Annotated in this window: 16 protein-coding genes and 3 tRNA genes; 11 read left to right on the plus strand and 8 right to left on the minus strand. The window is 69.9% G+C overall.

Annotated features, from left to right (window positions below):
* Positions 1 to 214 precede the first annotated feature (214 nt).
* A complete protein-coding gene (locus C4K88_RS14370) occupies positions 215 to 4,786 on the plus strand; it encodes an ExeM/NucH family extracellular endonuclease (protein WP_104122330.1) in 4,572 nt (1,523 codons plus the stop codon).
* Between the two features lie 285 nt (positions 4,787 to 5,071).
* On the opposite strand, the gene C4K88_RS14375 is transcribed toward C4K88_RS14370, so the two are convergent.
* Entirely contained in the window at positions 5,072 to 7,099 is a 2,028-nt protein-coding gene (locus C4K88_RS14375; protein ID WP_174705253.1) for an FAD/NAD(P)-binding protein, read from the minus strand.
* Between the two features lie 77 nt (positions 7,100 to 7,176).
* Here C4K88_RS14375 and C4K88_RS14380 point away from each other — a divergent pair, with 77 nt between their 5' ends.
* Together C4K88_RS14380 and C4K88_RS14385 are read left to right on the plus strand one after the other, a co-directional pair.
* On the plus strand, positions 7,177 to 9,264 hold the full coding sequence (locus tag C4K88_RS14380) for a prolyl oligopeptidase family serine peptidase (protein ID WP_104122332.1): 2,088 nt from the start codon (positions 7,177 to 7,179) through the stop codon (positions 9,262 to 9,264).
* A gap of 213 nt (positions 9,265 to 9,477) precedes the next feature.
* Positions 9,478 to 9,565 (plus strand) — tRNA-Ser (locus C4K88_RS14385).
* A 58-nt stretch (positions 9,566 to 9,623) separates the two neighbouring features.
* Here C4K88_RS14385 and C4K88_RS14390 read toward each other — a convergent pair.
* A complete protein-coding gene (locus tag C4K88_RS14390; RefSeq protein ID WP_104122333.1) occupies positions 9,624 to 11,738 on the minus strand; it encodes a RecQ family ATP-dependent DNA helicase in 2,115 nt (704 codons plus the stop codon).
* A 48-nt stretch (positions 11,739 to 11,786) separates the two neighbouring features.
* Between C4K88_RS14390 and C4K88_RS14395 the strand changes: the two genes are divergently transcribed.
* Positions 11,787 to 13,238 (plus strand): phosphomannomutase/phosphoglucomutase, encoded by a 1,452-nt coding sequence (locus tag C4K88_RS14395; RefSeq protein WP_104122334.1) that lies wholly within the window; start codon positions 11,787 to 11,789, stop codon positions 13,236 to 13,238.
* 221 nt (positions 13,239 to 13,459) lie between these two features.
* On the opposite strand, the gene C4K88_RS14400 is transcribed toward C4K88_RS14395, so the two are convergent.
* Positions 13,460 to 15,301, minus strand: a complete 1,842-nt coding sequence (locus tag C4K88_RS14400; protein WP_104122335.1) for a phosphoenolpyruvate carboxykinase (GTP) — start codon at positions 15,299 to 15,301, stop codon at positions 13,460 to 13,462.
* 291 nt (positions 15,302 to 15,592) lie between these two features.
* Between C4K88_RS14400 and C4K88_RS14405 the strand changes: the two genes are divergently transcribed.
* Together C4K88_RS14405 and C4K88_RS14410 are read left to right on the plus strand one after the other, a co-directional pair.
* Positions 15,593 to 15,665: transfer RNA gene (locus C4K88_RS14405), tRNA-Arg, on the plus strand.
* A gap of 93 nt (positions 15,666 to 15,758) precedes the next feature.
* Positions 15,759 to 17,177, plus strand: a complete 1,419-nt coding sequence (locus C4K88_RS14410) for a dihydrolipoyl dehydrogenase family protein (RefSeq protein ID WP_104122336.1) — start codon at positions 15,759 to 15,761, stop codon at positions 17,175 to 17,177.
* 19 nt (positions 17,178 to 17,196) lie between these two features.
* Here C4K88_RS14410 and C4K88_RS14415 read toward each other — a convergent pair whose 3' ends face one another.
* The 4 genes from C4K88_RS14415 to upp form a co-directional block, all read right to left on the minus strand.
* Positions 17,197 to 17,730 (minus strand): SixA phosphatase family protein, encoded by a 534-nt coding sequence (locus C4K88_RS14415; protein WP_104122337.1) that lies wholly within the window; start codon positions 17,728 to 17,730, stop codon positions 17,197 to 17,199.
* A gap of 37 nt (positions 17,731 to 17,767) precedes the next feature.
* Entirely contained in the window at positions 17,768 to 18,580 is an 813-nt protein-coding gene (locus tag C4K88_RS14420; protein ID WP_104122338.1) for a winged helix-turn-helix domain-containing protein, read from the minus strand.
* A gap of 324 nt (positions 18,581 to 18,904) precedes the next feature.
* Positions 18,905 to 20,242: an APC family permease gene (locus C4K88_RS14425; RefSeq protein ID WP_104122531.1), complete on the minus strand. Its 1,338-nt coding sequence runs from the start codon at positions 20,240 to 20,242 to the stop codon at positions 18,905 to 18,907.
* 86 nt (positions 20,243 to 20,328) lie between these two features.
* Complete coding sequence (gene upp / locus C4K88_RS14430; RefSeq protein ID WP_104122339.1) at positions 20,329 to 20,964, minus strand: uracil phosphoribosyltransferase; 636 nt, start codon at positions 20,962 to 20,964, stop codon at positions 20,329 to 20,331.
* 23 nt (positions 20,965 to 20,987) lie between these two features.
* Here upp and tadA point away from each other — a divergent pair, with 23 nt between their 5' ends.
* The 3 genes from tadA to C4K88_RS14445 all read left to right on the plus strand — a co-directional run bounded on the left by tadA (position 20,988) and on the right by C4K88_RS14445 (position 22,160).
* The gene (gene tadA / locus C4K88_RS14435; protein WP_104122340.1) at positions 20,988 to 21,482 is read left to right on the plus strand and encodes a tRNA adenosine(34) deaminase TadA; all 495 of its coding nucleotides are present in this window, start codon (positions 20,988 to 20,990) and stop codon (positions 21,480 to 21,482) included.
* Between the two features lie 49 nt (positions 21,483 to 21,531).
* The gene (locus C4K88_RS14440; RefSeq protein WP_104122341.1) at positions 21,532 to 22,020 is read left to right on the plus strand and encodes a pyridoxamine 5'-phosphate oxidase family protein; all 489 of its coding nucleotides are present in this window, start codon (positions 21,532 to 21,534) and stop codon (positions 22,018 to 22,020) included.
* Between the two features lie 50 nt (positions 22,021 to 22,070).
* Positions 22,071 to 22,160: transfer RNA gene (locus tag C4K88_RS14445), tRNA-Ser, on the plus strand.
* Between the two features lie 60 nt (positions 22,161 to 22,220).
* On the opposite strand, the gene C4K88_RS14450 is transcribed toward C4K88_RS14445, so the two are convergent.
* Entirely contained in the window at positions 22,221 to 22,991 is a 771-nt protein-coding gene (locus C4K88_RS14450) for a type 1 glutamine amidotransferase domain-containing protein (protein ID WP_104122342.1), read from the minus strand.
* A gap of 79 nt (positions 22,992 to 23,070) precedes the next feature.
* Between C4K88_RS14450 and C4K88_RS14455 the strand changes: the two genes are divergently transcribed.
* Both C4K88_RS14455 and C4K88_RS14460 read left to right on the plus strand, forming a co-directional pair.
* Positions 23,071 to 23,526 carry a 23S rRNA (pseudouridine(1915)-N(3))-methyltransferase RlmH gene (locus C4K88_RS14455; RefSeq protein WP_174705254.1) on the plus strand — a complete coding sequence of 152 codons (456 nt, stop codon included), beginning with the start codon at positions 23,071 to 23,073 and terminating at the stop codon, positions 23,524 to 23,526.
* A gap of 93 nt (positions 23,527 to 23,619) precedes the next feature.
* On the plus strand, positions 23,620 to 24,369 hold the full coding sequence (locus C4K88_RS14460) for a DUF4232 domain-containing protein (RefSeq protein ID WP_146065704.1): 750 nt from the start codon (positions 23,620 to 23,622) through the stop codon (positions 24,367 to 24,369).
* Positions 24,370 to 24,371 lie beyond the last annotated feature (2 nt).

The following is a 24,371-nucleotide window of genomic DNA, read 5'->3' on the forward strand; positions in this document are numbered from 1 at the left end:
TCGTCCATGAATATCGGCCAGTGGCCCCGGATCTTCCGGGGCCACTGGCGTTTTGGTAACCCATTGTTAACGATGTTCTGGTTGGCTACTCCTGGGGATAGGAATGTCACCTGCGTCACATACGGTGCAGATGCCAACGCGCCCACCCATCACGGGTCGGCGGGCTTCACTCGCGGCCGCAGTAGCGGCCACCGTCAAGGAGAAGAAGGAACGAATGACTCATTCGTCATGGAAGGGAGCGCTCTGTGCGGCGCTGTCGGCAGGGCTCGTAGCCTCGCCGATGATCGCACTGCCGGCCACTGCGGTCGAGACCACCCCGGGGACGGCGTCCGTCACAGGAGACGGCGTCGTCATCAACGAGGCCTACCTCACGGGCGGTTCCGCGGGAACGCCCTTCGTCAACAAGTACGTGGAGCTCTACAACCCGACCGATGCGCCGGTGAACCTGGAGGGGTGGTCGCTGCAGTACCGCGCACCGGGGTCCACCTCCACTCCTGGAGCCACCGCACTCCGCGGCACCATTCCCGCCAGGGGCTACTTCCTGGTCCAGGGCGGCAGCAACGGGACCGCCGGTGCCGCGCTGCCCACCCCCGACCTCACCAGCGGGTTCAACCCGGGCGCTGCGGGCGGCGTGATCGTCCTGGCGGACCAGGCCACCAGCGTCGGGGCCCTTCCGGTCGGTGACGCCTCCGGTGTCGCAGGGGTCGTCGACCTCCTCGGCTACGGCAGTGCGAACGCCTTCGAGGGCACCGCCGCCACCACACCGGGCGCGGGCAGCACGAAGTCCGCGAACCGCACCGCGTTCGCCGACACCGATGACAACGGTGCCGACTTCACGCTGCAGGACACCACGCCGATGAACGCGACCGGCAGCGCCGGCACGCCCACACCGACGCCGACGCCGACTCCGACTCCCTCCCCGACACCGACGCCCACCGAACCTCCGGCGCCCGGCGTCGTCACCCCCATCCGGGACATCCAGGGCTCCGGCTCCGCCACCCCTCTGGCCGGGCAGACCGTCACCACACGCGGCAAGGTCACCGCGGCCTACCCGACGGGCGGCTTCGCGGGCTTCTACCTCCAGACCGCCGGCAGCTCGGCCACCGCCGATCAGACGGCGTCGGACGCCGTCTTCGTCTACTCCCCCGCCACCGTCGGCTCCGTCGCCGTGGGCGACTACGTGGAGGTCACCGGCACCGCGGGCGAGTTCTTCGACCTGACCCAGCTCACCGTCGCCGCGGGCGGCACGGTCAAGCTCTCCGAGGCCGCCGAGGAACCGAAGGCCTCGGCCATCGCCCTCCCCGCCACGGACACCGCGCGCGAAGCCGTCGAGGGGATGCTCTTCCAGCCCTCCGGAGACTTCACCGTCGCCGACAACTACGCACTGAACCAGTACGGCGAGGTCACCCTCGCCGCCGGCACCGAGCGCCTCCGTCAGCCGACCGACGTCGCACGTCCCGGCACGCCCGAGAACGCCGCCGTCATCGCGGACAACGCCGCCCGGAGCATCAGGCTCGACGACGGCGCTTCGACGAACTTCTTCACCCAGGTCAACCGCGGCACGGTGCTGCCGTACCTGACGCCGTCGCAGCCGGTCCGCGTCGGCTCCAGCGCACAGTTCACGTCCCCGGTGGTCCTGGACTTCCGCAACAGCGCGTGGAAGTTCCAGCCGCTGGCCGAACTGAAGGGAGCCGCCCCGGACGGCGTGCAGCCCGTGCAGTTCGCCGGCGAGCGCCCTGCCGCCCCCGAGGAGGTGGGCGGGAATCTCACGATCGCCTCCTTCAACGTGCTGAACTACTTCGCGACCACCGGCGAGCAGCTCACGGGCTGCACCTACAACACCGACCGCGCGGGGAACCCCATCACAGTGCGAGGCGGCTGTGACGCCCGCGGTGCCGCGACCCAGGAGAGCTTCGAGCGCCAGGAGGCGAAGATCGTCTCGGCGATCAACGCGCTCGACGCCGATGTGGTCACCCTCATGGAGATCGAGAACTCCGCGAAGTTCGGCAAGGATCGCGACTTCGCGCTCAAGACCCTCACCGACGCCCTCAACGAGAAGGCGCCCGGCACCTGGGACTACGTCCGCTCCCCCGCGGCCCTGCCGGCGCTGGAGAACGAGGACGTCATCCGCACGGCCCTGATCTACAAGAAGGCCGCCGCCGAGCCCGTGGGCGAGTCCGTCATCCTCGACGACAACGTGGTGTTCACCAACGCCCGCAAGCCCCTGGCGCAGGCCTTCAAGCCCGTCGGAGGGACCGCGGACGAGACTTTCCTCGCGATCGTCAACCACTTCAAGTCCAAGGGGTCGGGGCCGAGCTCCGGACCCGACGCCGACGCCGGTGACGGCCAGGGCGCATGGAACGCCGCACGCGTGAACCAGGCCCGGGCCCTCGCCGCGTTCGCGGACTCCATGAAGACGGCGGCGAAGACGGACAAGGTCTTCCTGACCGGCGACTTCAACTCCTACACGTACGAGGACCCCATGCAGGTCCTCTACGAGGCCGGGTACGTCAACCAGGGTGAGAAGGACGACAGCTACTCGTACGTCTTCTCGGGCCTGAGCGGCTCCCTCGACCACATCCTCGCGTCGCCGACCGCGGACGCCACGGTGTCCGGAGTGGACACCTGGAACATCAACTCCGTGGAGTCGGTGGCCCTCGAGTACAGCCGGTACAACAACAACGTCACCGACTACTACCGGACGGACCCGTACCGCGCCAGCGACCACGACCCCGTGGTCGTCGGCCTGGACCTCGCACCGGCCGACACCACGGCCGAACTGAACCTGCTGAGCATCAACGACTTCCACGGTCGGATCGACTCCAACACGGTCCGCTTCGCCGGGACCGTCGAGAAGCTCCGCGCCGAGTTCGGCGAGGACAAGACGGCCTTCCTCTCGGCCGGCGACAACATCGGTGCGTCGCTGTTCGCTTCGGCGCTCCAGGACGACCAGCCGACCATCGACGTCCTGAACACCCTGGAACTCCGCGCGTCCGCCGTGGGCAACCATGAGTTCGACAAGGGCCTCGGCGATCTGACCGGCCGCGTCTCCGACGCCGCCGATTTCCCGTACCTGGGCGCGAACGTCTATACCAAGGGCACCACCGAGCCTGCCCTCGACGAGTACTCGATCATCACGGTCGACGGCGTCGACGTCGCGGTGATCGGCGTCGTGACCGAGGAGACCGCGGCACTCGTCAGCCCCGGCGGCATCGAGACCGTCGACTTCGGGGACCCCGTCGAGGCGGTCAACCGGGTGGCGAAGGAGATCGAGGCCCAGGACCTCGCCGACGTCATCGTCGCCGAGTACCACGAGGGCGCCGGGGACGGCGTCGTCGAGGGTGCCAGCCTGGAGCAGGAAGTCGCAGCAGGCGGGACGTTCGCCGAGATCGTCACGGAGACGACGCCCCTCGTGGACGCCATCTTCACCGGCCACACCCACAAGCAGTACGCGTGGGACGCCCCCGTCCCCGGCGCCGCAGGTGAGACCCGGCCCGTCCTCCAGACCGGGTCCTACGGCGAGTTCGTCGGTCAGATCACGCTGACCGTGGATACCGCGACGGGCGACGTCGAGTCCTACACGGCCCGCAACGTCGCACGCTCCACCGAGACGGACGCAGCACTCGTGGCCACCTACCCCCGCGTCGCCGCCGTGAAGACCATCGTGGATGCTGCGCTCGCGCAGGCGAAGGTCATCGGCGACCAGCCGGTCAGTGCGGTCACCGCGGACATCACCACGGCCTTCTCGGGCACAACCCGCGACGACCGCACGAACGAGTCCACCCTGGGTAACCTCGTCGCCGACTCGCTGCGGGCCAGCCTCGCACCGGTCGAGCGCGGCGGTGCGCAGATCGGCGTCGTCAATCCGGGCGGGCTCCGCAACGAGCTCTACTACGCTCCGGATGGCGTCGTGACGTTCGCCGAGGCGAATGCCGTCCTGCCGTTCGTCAACGACCTCTGGACCACCACCCTGACCGGTGCGCAGTTCAAGGCGATGCTCGAGCAGCAGTGGCAGCCGGACGGCAGCTCGCGCTCCTTCCTGGCCCTCGGCCTGTCGGACAACGTGAGCGTCACCTACGATCCGGCCCTCGCACGCGGGTCGAGGATCACCTCGGTCACGATCGACGGTGCGCCGCTCGATCCGGCCAAGGACTACCGGATCGGCACGTTCAGCTTCCTGGCGCAGGGCGGCGACAACTTCACGGTCTTCCGTGAGGGCACCGACACCCGCGAGTCGGGACTCGTCGATCGCGACGCGTGGATCGACTACCTCCGCGCCAACAGCCCGCTGTCGCCGTCGTTCGACCGCCGCAGTGTGCAGGTGCAGGGCGCCCCGACCACGGTGAAGGCCGGTACCGCCGTCTCCTTCACGGTGTCCAGGCTGGATCTCACGTCACTCGGCAGCCCGACCAACACCACGCTGGCCGCGCGCTTCGTGGCGGCGGACGGCACGGCCACCGAGCTGGGCAGTGTCCCGGTCACGGGCGGCACGGCCACGGTGAACCTCACGGTTCCCGCAACGGCCGGCAGCGGACAGGGTCGTCTCATCCTGACCGCCGCTCCGAGCGCGACGACGGTGACCCTGCCGGTCACGGTCGAGGCCGTCACGCCGACGGAACCGCCCGCACCGGTCAAGCCCGGCAAGCCGGAGAAGCCGGGCAAGCCGATCAAGCCCGGCAAGCCCGCCTGCTCCAAGCCGACCGAGCCGGCCGCCGGCGCGAACCACGGCAGCTGGGTCAGCTACCGTGCGCACCTCGCGAACTACAACCGCTGCCTCGAAGGCTAGGTTGATCGCCGGCCGTTCCGCGGCCGGCCGCACATGACAGAGGGACCCCCGCCGGCTCACTACGGGCGGGGGTCCCTCTGTCATGTCGGGCTGTCCTCGCCGGCTACGGGCCGGTCGCCCTGCCCGGCTGGGCGACCGACCCCCTGCAGGCCGGGTTGCGGTCCCGTGTCCCCCGTCCGCTGGCACCATTGCCGGCCGGACTGCCGTCGCCTACGACCCGGACAATGTCTGTCACCTCTCGCGAGCGCGCTGACGCTTCCCGCAGACCGGGCCGCCGTCGACACGTCAGTCGACCGTCGAGGCCGCAGTCACTCCGGCTGCCGTCTGTTGCCCGGCCGACAGCGGGACCTCGCTCGGCGTCCACGCCGATGCCCGGTCCAGGATGGCGTCGGCGATCGCATCGGCGTCGAGCAGGGTCCTGCTGCCCGCTTCGAGTGCCGCGCCCGCCTGCGCAGCGATCGCCGTGCCCCACTGCACGGACGCGAGCTGGAGACCGATGACGAAGAGCGATCCCTGCTCCCTGCCGGACCGGTCGACCGCCCGGTACGGGGGCCCGGCGACATCCAGTCCGGTAGTGGTGACGGGGGCGCCGCCCTCCCCCAGGAACGTCGCCGGCCGGACGATCCCCTCCTGCAGCATCTGGCGCATCAGCGGGGAGATGCTCGTGGACACGCGGTTCGCCGGCATCATGGCTTCAACGAGGTAGTGCGCCGTGAAGGAGTCCCCGGAGACCCACGGCGAAGCCGCCCGGAACAGGCCCACCTCCGGGTCGAAGCCGAAACTGGGGTTCGGGCCGACGAAGCGGACGATCCCCGCCCGGACGAGCGCCGCGAGCTGTGCGATCCGGAGCGGTGGCGGGCCGCTCGCGAGACCCTCGACCAGCGGTTCGAACCACCCGCGCAGTTCGGCGTTCCACGACGCGACGGAGATCCCTCCGTCCGCCACGACCTGCTTGATCACCGTGCGCCCGGCGTTCAGGGCTCCGATCGCCATCTTCAGCGGATCGTCCTCGCCCTGCGCCGACCCAGCGGCATCCGCGTCGAGGTAGGCGAGCACGGCCCCGGTGAAGGCGTCCCCGTCCGCGAAGCGCCGGCCGGCGAAGGGGTGGGCGAGGGCCTCGACGTCGAGCCGCAGGTCCACGGGAACGGCTCGCGCGACGGCGTCCCCGGCTGTGACCTCCCAGCCGGGGCCGTCCGTCGCCAGGGCTGCGTCGAGGTCCGCGAGGAACGCCTCGGTCGGCACGAGGAACACGCCGGGCGCGGTCCGGCCGAGGGTCGAGTAGTAGGTCCACAGCACGTCGCGGTGCAGGAGGGGCCAGAGGTCGTGGTCGAAGCCGGGTTGGACGCCGGAGGCCCGGAAGGCGAGGGCGCGGTCGAGGGTGCAGAAACGCAGGACGACGCTGCGCGGGACGTACGAGTCCAGGGACGCTTTGGCCCGGTAGGGGACGCCGCGGCGTGAGGCGGCCACGAGGCGGGGCTCCTTGCCGGACGGCGTGTAGACGAGCCGGCCGTCGTCGCCGGCGCTGGAGAACCGTCCGCCGCGACCCTCCGTCAGCTGGATCATGGCGTCGAAGAAGTTCAGTCCCAGCCCCCGCACCAGGACGGTCTTGCCCGCCGGAAGGCGGTTCCAGGAGACATCGGCCGGGACGGCGGGCGGCCAGTACTGCAGGCCGTGCCGAGCCGCCGCGTCCTGGAATCGGGCCTGCTCGGGGGTCAGGGCCGCCGGGAGGTGGCCGAGCGCCAGGACGACGTCGTCGGCGTCGAGCCGGGAGCCGTCGTCGAGGGTGATCCGCCATTCGTGGGCGCCGCGCCGTACCGAGCCGGTGCGGTCGAGGCCCACCGCCTCGTGGCGGTGGTGGATCACGGAGACGTTGGGCGGCGCCGACCGCACCACCTCGCCGAACACCCAGGCGAGGTAGCGTCCGTAGAGCGCCCTGCTCGGGAAGTCCCGGGAGGCGAGCCCCGCGCATTCCGCCAGGTCGTCGCCGTCGAGCCCCGGGACGAGACCCTCCACCGCACGCTCGCGCCACGCGTCGAAGGACAGACCCACGGGCGCGGGGGCGATGCCCGCGGCCGGGGCGCCGACCGGCACCACCGTCGGGTACAGACAGGGCGTGTTCATCAGGAAGAGCCGCGACTGGTCCGGCCGCCAGACGTGGCCCGGCCCGGGATCGTGCGGCTCGACGACGCGGATCACGAGCGCGGGCGCGGACTCTCCGAGGGCCCGATGCCCGGCGATCAGCCGCTCGAGAACGGAGGTGCCGCGGGGCCCACCGCCGATGACGGCCACCTGCCGTGTGTCCTGGATCTCCACCGTTCCAGAGTATCCAACCCGGCCGCCCTGCCGGTCCGCCGGAAGGTGCGTGACGCGTCCCTGCATAGGATGGGCCCATGACGCTGCACACCGATAGCCCCGCCATGACGGACGACCCCTTCCTCTGGCTGGAGGACATCTACGGCGAGCGGCCACTCGACTGGGTGCGCGCCGAGAACGCCCTGACGGAGGGTGCACTGGTGACGCCGGACTTCGAGACCCGCGAGCGCGGCATCCTCGAGGTGCTCGACTCCACCGACCGCATCCCGATGGTGGGCAAGCACGGCGACCACTACTACAACTTCTGGCGCGACGCCGAGCACCGGCAGGGCATCTGGCGCCGCACGACGTGGGAGAGCTACGCCTCCGACGCCCCGGCGTGGGAGCTCCTCCTGGACGTCGACGCCCTGAGTGCCGCCGAAGGCATGGAGTGGGTCTGGGGCGGTGCCCTGTTCCTGCGCCCCGCGGACGGCGAGCCCCACACCCGGGTCCTGGTGGTGCTGTCCCCCGACGGCGGCGACGCCGCACGCTACCGAGAGTTCGACCTCGGCGACCTGGCCTTCGTGGACGGCGGGTTCGACATCCCCACAGCCAAGAGCCGCATCACGTGGGCGGGGCCGGACACCCTCCACGTGGGCACTGATTTCGGCCCGGGCTCCATGACCACGAGCTCCTACCCGCGGACCGTCCGCACCCTGCAGCGCGGCGGCACCCTGGCCGACGCCGAGGAGTACTTCGACGTGGACGAGGACCACCTGATGGCCCTGGTCCTGCACGACTCCACCCCCGGCTTCGTGCGCGACGTCGCCGTCGACTCGATCGACTTCTACACGCGGCACACCTATCTCCGGCGTGATGGGGCATGGCTGATGATCGAGGTGCCGGAGGACGCGAGCATCTCCCTCCACCGCGAGTGGCTGATCGTGCGGCCGCGCACGGACTGGACCGTCGCCGGCACCACCCACGCCGCCGGCTCGCTGCTCGTCGTCGGGCTCGAGGCGTTCCTCGCCGGTGAGCGGTCCTTCGCCACGGTGTTCACCCCGGACGCGTCGACATCCCTGCAGTCCTGGAGCTGGACCCGGGATCATCTGCTGCTGAACCTGCTGCGCGACGTCTCCTCCGAGATCCGCATCCTCGATCCCGCGCAGGGCTGGGCGGTGGAACTCCTCGACGCCTGCCCGCCGCTCCACGCGGTGGACGCCTACGCCGTCGACGACGAGGACGACGACGCCGGCAACGACTACTGGCTGATCGCCACCGGCTTCCTCACCCCCTCGACCCTCTACCGCGGGACGATCGGCGGTGACCACACCGCAGTCAAGGCCTCGCCGTCGTACTTCGACGAGGACCGCTTCGCGGTCGAGCAGCACTTCGCGGTCTCCCGCGACGGCACGCGCGTCCCGTACTTCCAGATCGCCGCGAAGAACCTCGTGCTCGACGGCGGCAACCCCACCCTGCTCTCCGGGTACGGCGGGTTCGAGCACTCCATGACGCCCGCGTACAGCGGCGTGATCGGCCGCGGCTGGCTGGAACGCACCACCGACGACGGCCGCCCGGGGGTGTACGTGCTGGCGAACATCCGCGGCGGCGGCGAGTACGGCCCGGCGTGGCACCGCGCCGCCCTGCACGCCGAGCGACACCGCGCGTACGAGGACTTCGCGGCGATCGCCGAGGACCTGGTGGGCCGCGGCGTCACGTCACCGGCGCTGCTGGGCTGCACGGGCCGGAGCAACGGCGGCCTGCTCGTGGGCAACATGCTGACCACCTACCCGCACCTGTTCGGCGCCGTCTCCTGCGGCGTCCCGCTACTGGATATGCGCCGGTACACGAAGCTCTCCGCCGGGTACTCGTGGATCGCGGAGTACGGCGACCCGGACAAGCCCGAGGAGTGGGAGTACGTGCGGACGTTCTCGCCGTACCACCTGCTGCGTGACGGTGTGGACTACCCGAAGACCCTGATCTGGACGGCGACCAGCGACGACCGCGTGGGGCCGGTCCAGGCCCGCAAGATGGCCGCGAGGATGAAGGACCTCGGCGCGGGGGACGTCTGGTTCCACGAGGCGCTCGAGGGCGGCCACGCCGGGGCATCGGACAATCGGCAGGCCGCGAGGATGCACGCGATGAGCTTCGAGTTCCTGTGGCGGGCGCTGACCGGCTCCCTCTGACCGGCGGCGGTGCCGCTTCGGGTCCGGGCCCACCGGCGGCCGGTTGGATCGCCTCGCCTCCGGCCCGGGCTCGGGCGCCTCGCTTCGGGTCGGTTGGATCGCCTCGCCTCCGGCCCGGGCTCGGTCTCGGCTTCGGTCTGGCGCGGGATCGAAGGCCTGTTTTGCTTGTGCTGTCCCCTTCTGGGTAACCTTGGGAAGCTAGCGATAGCCGATGGAGACGTGCCAGAGCGGCCGAATGGGCTTCACTGCTAATGAAGTGTGGGCCTAAAGCCTACCGGGGGTTCAAATCCCCCCGTCTCCGCGCTAAGACCCCCGCACCTGCGGGGGTCTTTTTGTTGCCCGGCCGTTCCTCAGGGGCGTCAGGCCTTGAGCGCCAACGCGAACGGCAACACCCCGGACGCCCCGGCAGCGCGCAGCGCCCGCCCGGCCTCCGTGATGGTCCAGCGGCTGTCCGCGAAGTCGTCGACGAGCAGCACAGGCCCCGGGTTCGCCGCGAACCAGGCAGCCCCCTGGTCCGGAACGCCGAAGTGATCCCACACCGCGGCGAGACGGAATGCGCTGTTCCCGCCGGGCTGTCCCTGGGGGAAGCCGTGTGGTGTGGTCAACTGCCCGAGATAGGGGATGCGGCCCACACCCGCGAGCGCCTGCGCCAGGGACCCGACGAGCTGGGGGCGCCGTCGCGAGGGGATACTCACGACCGCGACGGGCCGCTCCTCCCACCCCCACTGGGCCAGCACGCGGACCACGGCCTCGACGACCGCCGGATCGAGCGGGGCGTCCGGTGTCGCATCCGCCAGGAGTTCACGGAGCCGGTTGCCCCAGCCGAGGTCGGTGAGTCGGGCGAGGGCACGTCCGGGCAGGCTGACCTCGCCCGGCTTCAGCTTCCCCTTGAGCGGCACCCCGAGCTTGTCCATGCCGGAGGGCCACTGGCCGCGGGGCTCGAGCTCCACCCCGACCCTGCTGAGGGCCTGGTTCGCGGAGTCCGACGCCTCGTGGGCCACCTCGTCGGAGTACCAGGGGCCGGCGCAGTTGTCGCAGCGGCCGCAGGGGGTGGCCGCTGGGTCGTCGAGCGACCGCGAGAGGAACTCCATGCGGCAGGCGGTGGTGTTCTCGTAGTCGAGCATCGCCTTCTGTTCCACGACGCGCGCCTCGCTGATGCGGCGGTACCGCTCGGCGTCGTACTCCCACGTCGCACCGGTGCCCTCCCACCCGCCGGTGACCTTGCGGACCGCGCCGTCGACGTCGAGCACCTTGAGCAGCAGCTCGAGCGGTGAGCGCTTGAGGTTCACCCGCGTCTCGAGGGCGGGGGTGGACAGGACGACACCGGGCTGGAGCGCCTCGATCACCCGGAGCGCGGCGTCCTGGGACGGCATCGACGCGGTGGCGAAGTACTCCCAGATGTCGCGGTCCTCCGCGCCGGGCAGCAGCAGGACGTCGGCGTTGGGTGTCCCGCGCCCGGCGCGTCCGACCTGCTGGTAGTAGGCGACCGGGGACGAGGGTGCGCCGAGGTGCACCACGAACCCGAGGTCCGGCTTGTCGAAGCCCATGCCCAGGGCGCTCGTGGCCACGAGGGCCTTCACCTCGTTGTTCTTGAGGGCCGCCTCGGCGGCCTCGCGGTCGGCGGGGTCCGTGCGCCCGGTGTAGGCGCGGACCGCGTGGCCGTTCTCCCGCAGGAGCCGGGCGGTGTCCTCCGCGGCGGACACGGTGAGGGCGTAGATGATGCCGCTGCCCGGCAGGTCCGAGAGGTGGGTGAGGAGCCAGGCGAGGCGCGACCGCGGACTGGGCAGCCGCAGGACGCCGAGTCGCAGGGACTTCCGGGCGAGCTCGCCGCGCAGCGTGAAGACGTCCGTGCCGCCCGCCCCCAGCTGCTCCTCGACGTCCTTCACCACGCGCGAGTTGGCGGTTGCCGTGGTGGCCAGCACGGGCACCCCGGTCGGCAGGCCAAGGATGAGCTCGCGCAGGCGCCGGTAGTCGGGCCGGAAGTCGTGCCCCCAGTCGGAGATGCAGTGGGCCTCGTCGATCACGAGCAGGCCTGTCCGCCGCATGAGTTCCGGGAGGTGCTGCTCGCGGAAGGACGGGTTGTTGAGGCGCTCGGGCGAGACGAGGAGGACGTCCACCTCGTTGGCCTCGAGCTTCGCGGTGATGTCCTGCCACTCGGTCTGGTTGGCCGAGTTGATGGCCTCCGCCCGGACACCGGCCCTCGCCGCGGCGGCGACCTGGTCCCGCATGAGCGCCAGGAGCGGCGAGACGATCAGCGTGGGGCCTGCACCGCGGGCGCGCAGGAGCAGGCTCGCGACGAAGTACACGGCCGACTTGCCCCACCCGGTGCGTTGGACCACGAGCGCCCGGCGCCCGCCCTCCACGAGGGCGTCGATGGCCTCGAACTGCCCGTCGTGGAACCGTGCGTCCGGTGACCCGACGAGGGTGGTCAGGATTTCGGTGGCTTGCTCGTTCAGCGTGGTGGTCGGCGACATGTCCCCAGTATCCCAGCCGCCTCCCCCACTCCCCGTGGTGCAACGGCTATGTGCACAACCGTCGCTCCGCTACCAGCCGATACACTTCCAGACGTGACTACAACCATCGATCTCTCTGCATCCTTCAAGGCCTATGACGTCCGCGGCATCGTCGGCGAGACCATCACCGTCGAGTCGGTCCGGGCCGTGGGAGCGGCGTTCGTCGACTCGCTGGAGCTGGCGGGTGAGACCATCTTGGTCGGCGGGGACATGCGGCCGTCGTCACCCGAGTTCTCGAAGGCCTTCGCCGAGGGCGCCACCCGCCGCGGCGCGAACGTGGTGTACCTCGACCTCATCTCCACCGACGAGCTCTACTACGCCAGCGGCACCCTGAACGCGGCCGGTGTGACGTTTACCGCCAGCCACAACCCGGCCCAGTACAACGGCATGAAGATGACGCGTCCCGGTGCCGTCCCGGTGTCCTCTGAGACGGGGCTCAACGACGTTCAGGCGCGGGCGGAACGTTATCTCGCCGACGGCGTGATCCCCGCCGTCGAGGTGCAGGGCACCGTGGGCGTGCGTGACGTCCTCGAGGAGTACTCGCGGTTCCTGCGCGCCCAGGTGGACCTCTCGTCGTCGCGCCCGCTGAAGGTGGTGGTCGATGCCGGCAACGGCATGGCGGGCCTGACCACCCCCGCCGTCCTCGGCGACAAGATCCTGCCCGCCCTCCCCTTCGAGATCGTGCCGCTCTACTTCGAGCTCGACGGCTCGTTCCCCAACCACCCGGCCAACCCGCTCGAGCCGGAGAACCTCCGCGACCTGCAGGCCGCCGTCGTCGAGCACGGCGCGGACCTCGGGATCGCGTTCGACGGCGACGCCGACCGCTGCTTCATCATCGACGAGCTCGGCGCGCCCGTCTCCCCCAGTGCCATCACCGCGATGGTCGCCCGCCGCGAGATCGCCCGCGCACAGGCCGCCGGCGAGGCCGAGCCCGTGATCATCCACAACCTCATCACCTCCCGCGCGGTGCCGGAACTCATCAGGCACGACGGCGGCCGCCCGGTGCGTACCCGGGTGGGCCACTCCTTCATCAAGGCCGTCATGGCGAAGGAGGGCGCCGTGTTCGGCGGCGAGCACTCCGCGCACTACTACTTCCGGGACTTCTGGAACGCGGACACGGGGATGCTCGCCGCGATGCACGTCCTCGCGGCCCTCGGCGAGCAGGACGGTCCGCTCTCTGAGCTGGGCCGCGAGTACGAGCCCTACTTCTCCTCCGGCGAGGTCAACTCGAAGGTCGCGGACCTCCCGGCGTCCATCGCCCGGGCGCGCGCCGAGTTCGAGCAGGACGGCGTGGTCGTCGACGACCTCGACGGGCTCACCTTCACGCCGGACCACGGGGACTGGTGGTTCAACCTCCGCCCCTCGAACACCGAGCCGTACCTGCGGCTCAACGCCGAGGCCGTGGACCCGCAGACGCTCCAGGACCTCGTGCAGCGCGTCCTCGCCGTCATCCGCGACTGACCCTCGGCCCGGCCTCCCGGCCTAGTATCGGCCCTGAGGACGGTTGACTGGGCAGGCGTGGCGGGTCCGGTTGCCCAGGACCCGCCACCTCTGCACACCGACGGAGGATGGGCGCGGAAGCGCCCTCATGCCCCCGTCGAGTGCCCAGGCATGGCGGGTCCCGGCGCTCGGGACCCGCCGGACGTGCGCAGGCATGGCGGACGCCGTCGTCGGCCGGACGCTCAGTGGGCGGACATACGCTCCTTCAGCGCGTCGAGCTCGGCCTGCAGGGCGTCGGGGAGCGAGTCCCCGAACCGGGCGTACCATTCCTCGATGGAGGCGAGCTCGACGTCCCACTCCTCCCGGTCGACGTGCACGGCGGCTTCCACCTCGGCCGGCGTCATGTCCAGCCCGGTCAGATCGAGCGACTCCCCCGTGGGCACGAAGCCGATGGGCGTCTCGACGGCGTCCGCCGTGCCCTCCAACCGCTCGATGACCCACTTGAGCACCCGCGCGTTGTCGCCGAAACCGGGCCAGGCGAAGCCGCCGGAGGCGGTGCGGCGGAACCAGTTGACGAGGAAGATCTTCGGCAGGCGTGCCTGGTCCGCAGCCGCGCTGAGGGTGAGCCAGTGCTTCAGGTAGTCGCCGGCGTCGTAGCCCATGAAGGGCAGCATGGCCATGGGGTCACGGCGCACCCGGCCCACCTCGCCCGCGGCGGCGGCCGTGGTCTCCGACGAGAGCGTCGAGCCCATGAAGATGCCGTTCGCCCAGTCGCGGGACTGCGTGACGAGGGGGACCGTCGTCTTGCGGCGTCCGCCGAAGAGGATGGCCGAGAGCTCGACGCCGTCGGGCCGGTTGAACTCCTCGGCGAGCATGTCGATCTGGTCGATCGGCGTGCAGAACCGGGCGTTCGGGTGGGCGGCGGTGTGGTCCATGTCCGGCGTCCAGTCGCGGCCCTGCCAGTCCATGAGGTGGGCCGGCACCTCCTCGGTCATGCCCTCCCACCAGACGCCGCCGTCGTCGGTGAGGGCCACGTTCGTGAAGACCGAGTTGCCCTTGGCGATGGCCCGCATCGCATTGGGGTTGGTGTGCCAGCCGGTGCCGGGCGCGACGCCGAAGAGTCCCGCCTCGGGGTTGACGGCCCGCAGTTCGCCCTCCTTGCCGAAGCGCATCCAGGTGATGTCGTCGCCGAGGGTCTCGACCTTCCAGCCGTCGATCGTGGGATCGAGCAGGGCGAGGTTCGTCTTGCCGCACGCCGAGGGGAACGCCGCGGAGAGGTAGTAGGTCTTGTCCTGGGGCGAGGTGAGCTTGAGGATCAGCATGTGCTCGGCCAGCCAGCCCTCGTCGCGGGCCATGACGGAGGCGATCCGCAGCGCATAGCACTTCTTGCCGAGCAGGGCGTTGCCGCCGTAGCCCGAGCCGTAGGACCAGATGGAGCGCTCCTCCGGGAAGTGGACGATCCACTTCTCCTCGTTGCAGGGCCAGGGGACGTCGGCCTCCCCGGCGGCGAGGGGTGCGCCGAGCGAGTGGAGCGCGGGGACGAACGCGGCGTCGAGTTCGGTCATGCGGTCCAGGACGGCGGTGCCGATCGTCGCCATGATGCGCATGGACGTGACCACGTAGGCGCTGTCGGTGATCTCGACGCCGAACTTGGGGTCCTCGGCGTCGAGATGGCCCATGACGAACGGGATGACGTACATGGTGCGGCCGCGCATGGCGCCGGTGAACAGCCCGGTGAGCTTCGCCTTCATCTCCACCGGATCCATCCAGTTGTTCGTGAAGCCCGCCTCACGCTCGTCGGCGGAGCAGATGAAGGTCTGCTCCTCCACCCGGGCCACATCCTTGGGATCCGAGAACGCCGCGAAGGAGTTGGGGAAGGTTTCGGGGTTGAGCCGGATGAACGTCCCGCTCGCGACCAGCCCGTCCGTGAGCCGGCGGTTCTCGGCCTCCGAGCCGTCCACCCAGACGACGTCGTCGGGTTGCGTCAGCTGCCGGACCTCCTCGACCCAGGCGAGCAGGGCCTGGTGGGTGGTCGGCGCAGCGGGGGGTGTGTCGACCGTGAGCTGTCGTGCGGGATCGCCCATTACTCTTCCCTTCGTTGGGTGCCTGGTGTCTTCCGATGCTAGGGGCGCGATATTTCGTGCAAGGGTCCGATCGACGGCATGTCCGGCCCGACCCGGCGGGTTTCCGCGCCAGTGAGCCGATGTCCAGCGCTTACGCTACGCCTCACTGTGACAAAGGTCACGTAGACCGGTCTAGTTTCTGCCAGGGGCGACTGCTGATTAGGCGCCGCAGCGAATCCGCGCTAGAGTTATTTACGGCCAAACGGCCAGCTTGTAGGACTCATTCGCAGTGCGAATCGACGGCCTACGGATGCGTGCGTAGCTCAACGGATAGAGCATCTGACTACGGATCAGAAGGTTGGGGGTTCGAATCCCTTCGCGCGCACGACGGTCACGCAGACCAAAAGGCCCCGACTCCGGTCGGGGCCTTTTTGCGTCGAGGTTGCCTCCGTGCAGGGACGGGTGGAAGGCTCAGCCCATGAGCGAACCCCTGAGTATCGATGTCATCGTGATCGGCGCCGGCGCCGTCGGAGAGAACGTGGCGGGACGCGTGGTCGAGCGCGGGCTCTCGGCGGTGCTCGTCGAGTCGGACCTCGTGGGGGGTGAATGCTCCTACTGGGCGTGCATGCCGTCCAAGGCCCTCCTCCGCCCGGGCACCGTCCTCAGCGCGGCACGCGGTGTGGCAGGCGCACGCGAAGCGGTCACGGGCGCCCTGGACCCGCAGCAGGTGCTCGAGCGCCGCACCTCCTTCACCTCCGACTGGGACGACTCCTCGCAGGAGGAATGGGTCACCTCGACGGGCATCATCCTGGAGCGCGGGTGGGCGACGCTCACCGGCGAGCGCGAGGTCACCATCAGTCACGATGACGGATCCGGGACCACCTACCGCGCGACGCACGCCGTCGTGCTCGCCACGGGCTCCACGCCGACCGTCCCGCCGATCGACGGCCTTGCCGACCTCGACTACTGGACCACCCGCGAGGCGACCTCCGCGAAGGAGGTCCCCGCGAGCCTCGCCGTCCTCGGTGGCGGCGTGGCCGGCGTCGAACTGGCCCAGGCCTACGCGCGACTCGGCGCGGAGGTGACCGTCATCGCCCGCAGCGGGATCCTCGGCAACTATCCGAAGGAGGCCTCGGACCTCGTCCTCGACGCCCTCCGCGGTGAGGGGCTCACCGTCCTGACGGACACGGCGACGAACGCCGTGACGCGGGAGGACGGTCGGTTCGTGCTCGACGTCGGCGACGGGCGGACCGTCACGGCGGAGAAGCTCCTCGTCTCGACCGGACGGCACCCGAACACCGCCGGCCTCGGGCTCGAGAGCGTCGGCCTCGATCCGAAGACGCTGACCCGCGACGACACCGGACGCGTGCCCGATGCCGGGGGCTGGCTGTACGCCGTCGGCGACGCGGGCGGCGTCGTCCAGCTGACGCACCAGGGGAAGTACGAGGCGCGCGTCACCGGTGACGCCATCGCGGCCCGCGCCCGGGGTGACCTCGGCGAGAGCGCCGCGGACTGGAGCGCCTACGCCTCGACGGCGGACCGCGCAGCCGTGCCCCAGGTGGTCTTCACCGACCCCGAGATCGCGATGGTGGGCCGGACCCTCGAACAGGCACGGAAGGACGGCGTCAACGCCTCCGAGACGTCCCTCGAGATCGCCGTCGCCGGGTCCGCCCTGCACTCCGACGGCTACACGGGCTGGGCGCAGATGGTGGTCGACGAGGACCGGAAGGTGCTCGTGGGCGTCACCTTCGCCGGCCCCGAGGTGTCCGAGATGCTGCATGCCGCCACGATCGCGATCGTCGGGGAGGTGCCCCTCGACCGCCTGTGGCATGCCGTGCCCGCCTATCCCACCGTGAGTGAGGTGTGGCTGCGCCTGCTCGAGAAGTACGGGCTGTGAGCGGGCCGCTCAGGCTTCGTCAGCGGAGGGTCGAGGCCCGGCGCACCACGAAGTCCGTGACGTCGGCGTCGCGTCCGTCGAGTTCCGCCCAGGGGCCGTCGAACGTCATGACGGTGAGTCCCGACGTCGGGTAGTCCGTGGCGAGGTCCATGACCGCGTGCTCGCTGGAACGGACGGAGGCCAGCCGCATGGCGAGGTCCTGGATGCCGGGGTTGTGCCCGATGACGAGCAGGCTCGTCACGGTCTGCGGCACGTGGTTGATGAGGGTGAGCATCTCCGAGGGGTGGGCTGCGTAGAGCTCGTCCTCCAGCTTCGGCGTGGGCGCCTTGTCCCCCAGTTCCTTGCACACCCAGGTGCACGTCTGACGGGTGCGCAGGGCCGTGGAGACCAGGATGAAGTCGGGGACGGCGTCGTGCTCCAGCATCCAGCGCCCCACGAGCGGGGCGTCGGCGTGGCCGCGCGAGCTGAGAGAGCGCTCGTGGTCGGGCACACCCTCCCCGAACTCGGCCTTCGCGTGGCGCAGCAGCATGAGTCGTTTCAGGTGGGAGGCCATCTCCGCAGTCTAGGGCGTCTGCTGTCTGCCGAGCAGCCTAGATGGAGTACTCGGGGGCGGCCCAGACAACGACCTCGGGGTGGTCGTAGAAGCGGTAGCCCTGCCCGCGGACGGTGCGGACGGTATTGGCCAGGCGGCCGAGCTTCGAGCGGAGACGGCGGATGTGCACGTCGATGGTGCGCTCGTTCGGCACCTCGTCGGCGTTCCGCCAGAGGCCGCTGAGGAGTTCCTCCCGGCCCACCGTGCGGGTGGCGTTCTCGACGAGGTAGTTCAGGAGTTCGAACTCCTTGAACGTGAGGTTCAGCGTCTCGCCGTCGAGGTGGACCTCACGGCGGGACAGGTCGATGAGCACACCGGTGGGCCGGGACTGCTGCGTCCGGGAGGGAGCGGGTGCCGCCTCGGGGCGGGCACGACGGGCGACGGTCGGGTCGCCGAGCGCAGCACGGACGACGTCGATGTCCGACCCGGGGGCATCGGCCGGGGCGAGGGCGACGGCCGCGTGGCTCTCGGCGGTCGGCACGAGCGAGCGCACGTAGGCCCGCACGTCCTGGGCCAGTTTGGTGAAGGTGGTGCCCGCTGCTGCGGCGGTGGCCTCGTCGAGGGCGACGTAGAGCACGAAGCCCCGCGCGGTGGTGTCACCCGTGACCGCCTGGGGGCCCGGCACACCGTTGGGCGCGACGACGGGAACGGGCGCCGTCATGGCCGAGGCAGCGTCTCCGGGGACGGCCTGCAGGCGGGACTGGGCCGGAGACTGGATGTGACCGGGAAGGGGGTGCCCGAAGGACGGACGCGCCTGGCGGCTCTGGGGGGAGCGGAGGGAGATGTGGACGTAACCCGGATTAACTGACATGGAACCAACCTCGTGAAGTGTGCCGTCATCACGGCTCGAATGCGGGATGTGCCCGGTCGGGATGAGAGGATCGCCCGCCGTTGGGCTTGAGAATGCGTAAGTGGGTGGGGTGTAACCGTTACGCGTGCATTCGAAGACAGCAGCGACCCGCGCCGGACAGGACGTCCGGGGAGGAAACTGCGGCTGCACATGGGAGTGAAGGGGTGTTCACGTGACGAATTATTGCACGTAACAATTGGCTACGCACAAGTAACAATGACGGATAGTCCAGCATGCGGACAGGCGTCCACGCCGGCTGCCCAGGATCCTCTCTGCTGGAGACCATCATTTGGCGGGCTGCGCCTCGCGCTTCCGCCCGGCCCGCGCGACCAGGAACAGCACCGACCCGACCGCCACGTAGACGCCGGCTCCGACCCAGACGACGCCGGTCTGCTGCGCCAGAAGCACGACGCTGGCAAGGATGGCGAGGACAGGCACGATCCGAGGGGCCGTGAAGTGGGCGTGGTCCACCTTGTCCTTCTTGAGGACGAGCACGCTGACGTTGGCCGACAGGAACACCAGGAGCAGCAGGAGCACTGTGGTCTCGGCCAGCGTGGCGAGGTCCCCGACCACTGTCAGCACGATGGTCAGCCCGGCAACCATGACGATCGAGACCCACGGGCTACGCCTGGTCGGCAGAACCCGGGCGAAGGCTCGAGGAAGGAGCCCCGCTTCTGCGAGGCCGTAGCCGACACGACTCGCCATGACCATGAACAACAGGGCGCCGTTGGCTATGGCGACCAGCGCGATCAGACCGAACAACCAGGGCGGGATACCCAGCCCACTGGCATTCACGACATCGAGCAGCGGACCTGTGGACTGTGCAAGTTCGGCAGGAGGCAGGACGATGACTGCTCCTATCGCGATCAGGACGTAGACGACGGCCGCAGTGGAAATGGCACCGAAAAGGGCCCGCGGGTAAGCCTTCGAGGGGTTGCGGACCTCCTCGGCCATGTTGGCGGCCGCCTCGAAGCCCAGGAACGAGAAGAACGCAATCACGGAGGCCGCGAAAGCACCCTGGAGGGGAGGCACATCGGGCGCGAATTCGAGAAGTCTCGCCGGCTCGCCGTCGCCGCTCCCGAACACGATCGCGGCGATCGCGATGACCAGCACGAGGCCGGTCACCTCGATGACGGACGCCACGAGGTTGGCGGTCAGTGATTCGCGGACGCCGAGCAGATTGATGATCGTCAGCAGCACGATGAAGACAATGGCCGCCGGAGCGAGAGGCACGTCGATGAGCGCCGCCAGGTAGTCGCCCGCGAAGGCGTTCGCCAGTGCTGCGGCCGTGGTGATGCCGGAGGCCATCATCAGGAACCCGACCAGGAATGACAGATACGGGATGCCGAAGGCCTTGTCGGCGTACCGGGCGGCGCCGCCGGCGTGAGGGTATTTGGTGATGAGTTCCGCATACGTCCCTGCGGTGAGGAGAGCCACGACCAACGCGATGAGCAACGGCAACCAGATCACTCCCCCGACGTCCGTGGCCATGCTGCCGACGAGCGTGTAGATGCCCGCTCCGAGCGTGTCGCCCACGATGAACGCGAACAGGAGGGGGGTGCCGATCGCCCGCTTGAGTCCCGTTGCGGGGACCGGAGCTGCGGTGCTGTTGTCCGTGGCCATCGCCCCATTGCAGTACTTCGCGTGCACCGGCGCAAGGCTTGCTGCGATTCGGGGTCCTGCCGCCCAGCACCTCGAGGGGCGGGGCCCTAGCCGACGACGCCGTAGAGGCGGTCCCCGGCGTCGCCGAGGCCCGGAACGATGTAGGACTTCTCGTCGAGCCGCTCGTCGATGGAGGCCAGGACGATCGTGACGTTGCGGCCCTCGAGCTCGTCCTGCAGCGTGGCAAGGCCCTCGGGGGCGGCGAGCAGGCAGATGCAGGTGATGTCCGCGGCGCCGCGGGCGAAGAGGAACTTGATGGCCTCGCGGAGGGTTCCTCCGGTGGCGAGCATAGGGTCGAGCACGAAGACCTGGCGCCCGGTGAGATCGTCCGGCAGGCGCTCGGCATAGGTGATCGCCTCGAGGGTCTCCTCGTTACGGGCCATCCCGAGGAAGCCCACCTCGGCGGTCGGCACGAGGCGCGTCATGCCCTCGAGCATGCCGAGGCCCGCGCGGAGGATGGGGACCACGAGGGGGGTGGGCTTCACGAGTCCCACGCCCTCGGTCTTCGTGACGGGCGTCTCGATGGACACGGTCTCCACGCGGACGTCCCGCGTGGCCTCGTAGGCCAGGAGGGTGACGAGTTCCTCGGTGAGGAGGCGGAACACCGGCGACGACGTGTCCTTGTCCCGGAGAACCGTCAGTTTGTGGGCTACCAGGGGGTGGTCGACTACCAGTACACGCATGCCTCAAAAGTACCATTGGAGCCATGGCCCCCTCCGTCGCCCCCGCCCTCCCCGAGCATCGGGCGTGGATGGGGCTGGCCCTGGAAGCGGCAGCACGGACCCGGGCGAGTGCGGACGTGCCGATCGGCGCCGTCGTCGTCGGGCCGGACGGCGGGATGCTGGGTACGGGATGGAACCAGCGGGAGGAGCTCGGGGACCCGACGGCACACGCCGAGGTGCAGGCCATCCGCGCCGCGTCCGCACGCCTCGGCGCCTGGCGGCTCGAGGGCTGCACCCTTGTGGTGACGCTCGAGCCGTGCGCCATGTGCGCCGGCGCCTCCGTACTGGCGCGCATCCCCCGCGTAGTGTTCGGGGCGTGGGACGAGAAGGCAGGGGCGTCGGGCTCGGTGTTCGACGTGCTGCGCGAGCGCCGGCTGAACCACTGGACCGAGGTCTTCGCGGGGGTCCGCGAGGAGGAGTGCGCCGCCCTCCTCAAGGAGTTCTTCGCCACACAGCGGTCCGGTTCCGACTCCCGGTGATCCTGCGTAGGCTGAGGAAATCCGCAGTATCCCTCACGAAGGAGTAGACGTGGCAGATCAGCAGGACGGCTTGAAAGAAGTACAGGACATCCTCGGCAAGACCGACATCGCGATCCTCACCACGGTAAGCCTCGACGGGCAGCTCGTGAGCAGGCCCCTCGCGCTCCAGGCGAAGGACTTCGACGGCGACCTCTGGTTCTTCACCGAGGACCCCTCCCCCAAGGCCGACGAGATCCGCGCCAACCCGCAGGTCAACGTCTCGGCGAGTACCGGCAAGGGCTACGTCTCCATCGCGGGCACGGCCACCCTGACGAAGGACCAGGCGAAGATCGACGAGCTATGGGGACCATCGGTCTCTGCATGGTTCGAGAACGGCCGCGAGGATCCCGCCGTCGCCCTCATCCATGTCGACGCCGACACCGCGGAGTACTGGTCCATGGACGCGCCGCGCGTCGTGTCGGCCGTGAAAATGGTCAAGGGCCTCGTGACGGGCACCAAGCCCGACAGCGGCAAGAACGACGTCGTCGACCTTCCGTAGTACCCCGCGTTTTGGGTGTTCGGCCGCGCACCCGGTAACGTAGTGGCGTTGGTGACGTGTCCGAGCGGCCGAAGGTGCAACACTCGAAATGTTGTTTGGTGTAAAAGCCAACGTGGGTTCAAATCCCACCGTCACCGCCACATGAAGAACCCCTGCTTCCCTTCAGCTGAAGGGAAGCAGGGGTTCTGGCGTTTCCGGGGTCAGCCCTCGTCGTCCGCCGCCGCAGCGGCCTTGAGGGCGTCCTTCTCGGCCCGCAGTGCCTCGGTCTCGTGCTGCTCCTCGGCCTTCTCCTGGTGGATGACCTCCGCGAACAGCTTCTCCATCTCCTTGGCCACACCGGCGGCCGACGCCGGGTTCTGGCCTGTCACGAGGCGCTCGTCGACGATGACCTTCTCCTCGAACACGTCGGCGGAGACGTGGGTGGCGCCCTGTTCCTCCAGGCGGTCGGCGAGGAAGAACGGGATGACCTTGTCCTTGCCGGCGGCGACCTCCTCGTCGTTGGTGAACGCGGCCACCCTCCGGCCCTCGACGAGCCGCAGACCGTTCTCCAGTTCCACGTCCAGCAGGCCGGCCGGTCCGTGGCAGACCGCACCCACCAGGCCGCCCGCGTTGTAGACACCGGCGACGAGCTTCTGCAGGCCCTCGCTGCCCGGGAAGTCCCACATGGTGCCGTGGCCGCCCACCAGATACACGGCGTCGTACTGGCCGGGATCGACGACGTCGACGCGCGCCGTGTTGTAGAGGCCCGCCCGCGTGGTCTCGTCCTCGGTGAAGGCGACCTGGATGGGATCCGACGTGTCCACCTCGTCGCGCGGCGGCTGGCCACCCTGGATCGAGGCGAAGTCCACGAAGTGCCCGGAATCCTTGAAGACCTTCCAGGGGTGCGCGGCCTCGGCCACGTTGTAGCCGGTCTTCTCGCCCGTATCGCCGAGCTCGGAAACGCTGGTCAGAACCATGAGGATCTTCTTCATGTCGTGCTCCTTTCGTCCGCATTCCACCCTACGGGGTGCGCCCGGCCCGTATCGGCGGGCCGGGCGATAGCCTGAGGGGATGGCTATCCGGGTGCTCGCAGTGGGCCGCAAACATGAGAGCTGGGTGTCCGAGGGCATCGAGCGGTACTCCAAGCGGCTGAAGAAGCCCTTCGACCTGTCCTGGCAGCTCATCGCCCATTCGGCGCGGGAGAACGACGCGGCACGCACGGAGGAGTCGGAGCGGCTCCTCGCCCGGCTGGGGACCGACTACGTGATCCTCCTCGACGAGCGCGGCAAGGCCATCGACTCGCCGGCCCTCTCCCGGACCCTGCTGACACCGCTCGAAGCCTCCCGCAGTGTCACGGTGATCATCGGCGGTGCCTACGGGGTCGACCAGCAGGTGCACCAGCGCGCCGATTTCACCTGGTCCCTTTCGCCCCTGGTCTTCCCGCACCAGCTCGTGCGCCTCATCCTCGCCGAGCAGGTGTACCGGGCGCAGGAGATTGCGGGCGGGCGCGCCTACCACCACGCATAGACCTCAGAGGCCTCATCAGCCCCAAAAGTAACGATCTCGGTACGACGTGGCGCACACCTGTGGAGTCGGGGGTCGCGGCCTTAGGGTGAGCCCATGACTACATTGCTGGGGAGCAACCGTTGGATCGCGGCCATTGCGGCTGCCGGAGCACTCATCGCCGTCAGCGGCTGCTCGGCGTCGGATCCGGGAAGCGGGGAACCGGCGGCGTCGACCTCCGAGATCGCCACCGCCGCCCCGACGGCCTCCGACGTACCGTCCGCATCGCCGTCCGCATCGCCGTCCGCCGAAGCAACAGCGGACGCGTCGGCCACGACAGCCGCACCGGGACCGACGACCGAGGCCACAGCCTCGCCGTCCGCCACGTCCGCCCCCGCGGACCCCTCACCGAGCGCGACGCCGTCGGCCTCACCGGAGGCTGCGGTCGGCACCTGCACCGCCGCCCAACTGACGGGGTCCATCCAGGACCAGGCAGGTGGCGGCGCCGCCGGGAGCGTGTACCGAACCCTCGTGCTGACCAACGCGTCGGGCCAGCCGTGCACGGTCGCGGGCTACCCCGGGGTCTCCTCCGTGGACGGTGCCGGCAACCAGATCGGTGCTCCGGCGGACCGCGACGGCACAACCTCCGCACCCGTGCTCCTCGCCCCGGGCGCCTCCGCCTCGGCCACCCTGCGGCAGGCCAACGCCCAGAACTACGGCGCCGACTGCGGCCTCACGCCCGCCGCCGGGCTCCGCGTCTACCCGCCCGGCGCCACCGACTCGCTGATCCTGCCCCAGGAGCTGCCGGCCTGTTCCGCGGCATCGATCGTCCTGCTGACCGTCAGCCCCCTGCAGCCCGCCGCCTGATC

It is taken from the genome of Arthrobacter pityocampae (assembly GCF_002927275.1).
GTDB lineage: Bacteria > Actinomycetota > Actinomycetes > Actinomycetales > Micrococcaceae > Arthrobacter_D > Arthrobacter_D pityocampae.

What these genes read in the sequence shown, in the direction of transcription:
- C4K88_RS14370 (WP_104122330.1), top strand. Translation starts at nt 215, where the DNA reads ATGACTCATTCGTCATGGAAGGGAGCGCTCTGTGCGGCGCTGTCGGCA.
- C4K88_RS14380 (WP_104122332.1), top strand. Translation starts at nt 7,177, where the DNA reads ATGACGCTGCACACCGATAGCCCCGCCATGACGGACGACCCCTTCCTC.
- C4K88_RS14390 (WP_104122333.1), bottom strand. Translation starts at nt 11,738, where the DNA reads ATGTCGCCGACCACCACGCTGAACGAGCAAGCCACCGAAATCCTGACC.
- C4K88_RS14395 (WP_104122334.1), top strand. Translation starts at nt 11,787, where the DNA reads ATGTGCACAACCGTCGCTCCGCTACCAGCCGATACACTTCCAGACGTG.
- C4K88_RS14400 (WP_104122335.1), bottom strand. Translation starts at nt 15,301, where the DNA reads ATGGGCGATCCCGCACGACAGCTCACGGTCGACACACCCCCCGCTGCG.
- C4K88_RS14410 (WP_104122336.1), top strand. Translation starts at nt 15,759, where the DNA reads ATGAGCGAACCCCTGAGTATCGATGTCATCGTGATCGGCGCCGGCGCC.
- C4K88_RS14415 (WP_104122337.1), bottom strand. Translation starts at nt 17,730, where the DNA reads ATGGCCTCCCACCTGAAACGACTCATGCTGCTGCGCCACGCGAAGGCC.
- C4K88_RS14420 (WP_104122338.1), bottom strand. Translation starts at nt 18,580, where the DNA reads ATGTCAGTTAATCCGGGTTACGTCCACATCTCCCTCCGCTCCCCCCAG.
- C4K88_RS14425 (WP_104122531.1), bottom strand. Translation starts at nt 20,242, where the DNA reads ATGGCCACGGACAACAGCACCGCAGCTCCGGTCCCCGCAACGGGACTC.
- upp (WP_104122339.1), bottom strand. Translation starts at nt 20,964, where the DNA reads ATGCGTGTACTGGTAGTCGACCACCCCCTGGTAGCCCACAAACTGACG.
- tadA (WP_104122340.1), top strand. Translation starts at nt 20,988, where the DNA reads ATGGCCCCCTCCGTCGCCCCCGCCCTCCCCGAGCATCGGGCGTGGATG.
- C4K88_RS14450 (WP_104122342.1), bottom strand. Translation starts at nt 22,991, where the DNA reads ATGAAGAAGATCCTCATGGTTCTGACCAGCGTTTCCGAGCTCGGCGAT.
- C4K88_RS14455 (WP_174705254.1), top strand. Translation starts at nt 23,071, where the DNA reads ATGGCTATCCGGGTGCTCGCAGTGGGCCGCAAACATGAGAGCTGGGTG.
- C4K88_RS14460 (WP_146065704.1), top strand. Translation starts at nt 23,620, where the DNA reads ATGACTACATTGCTGGGGAGCAACCGTTGGATCGCGGCCATTGCGGCT.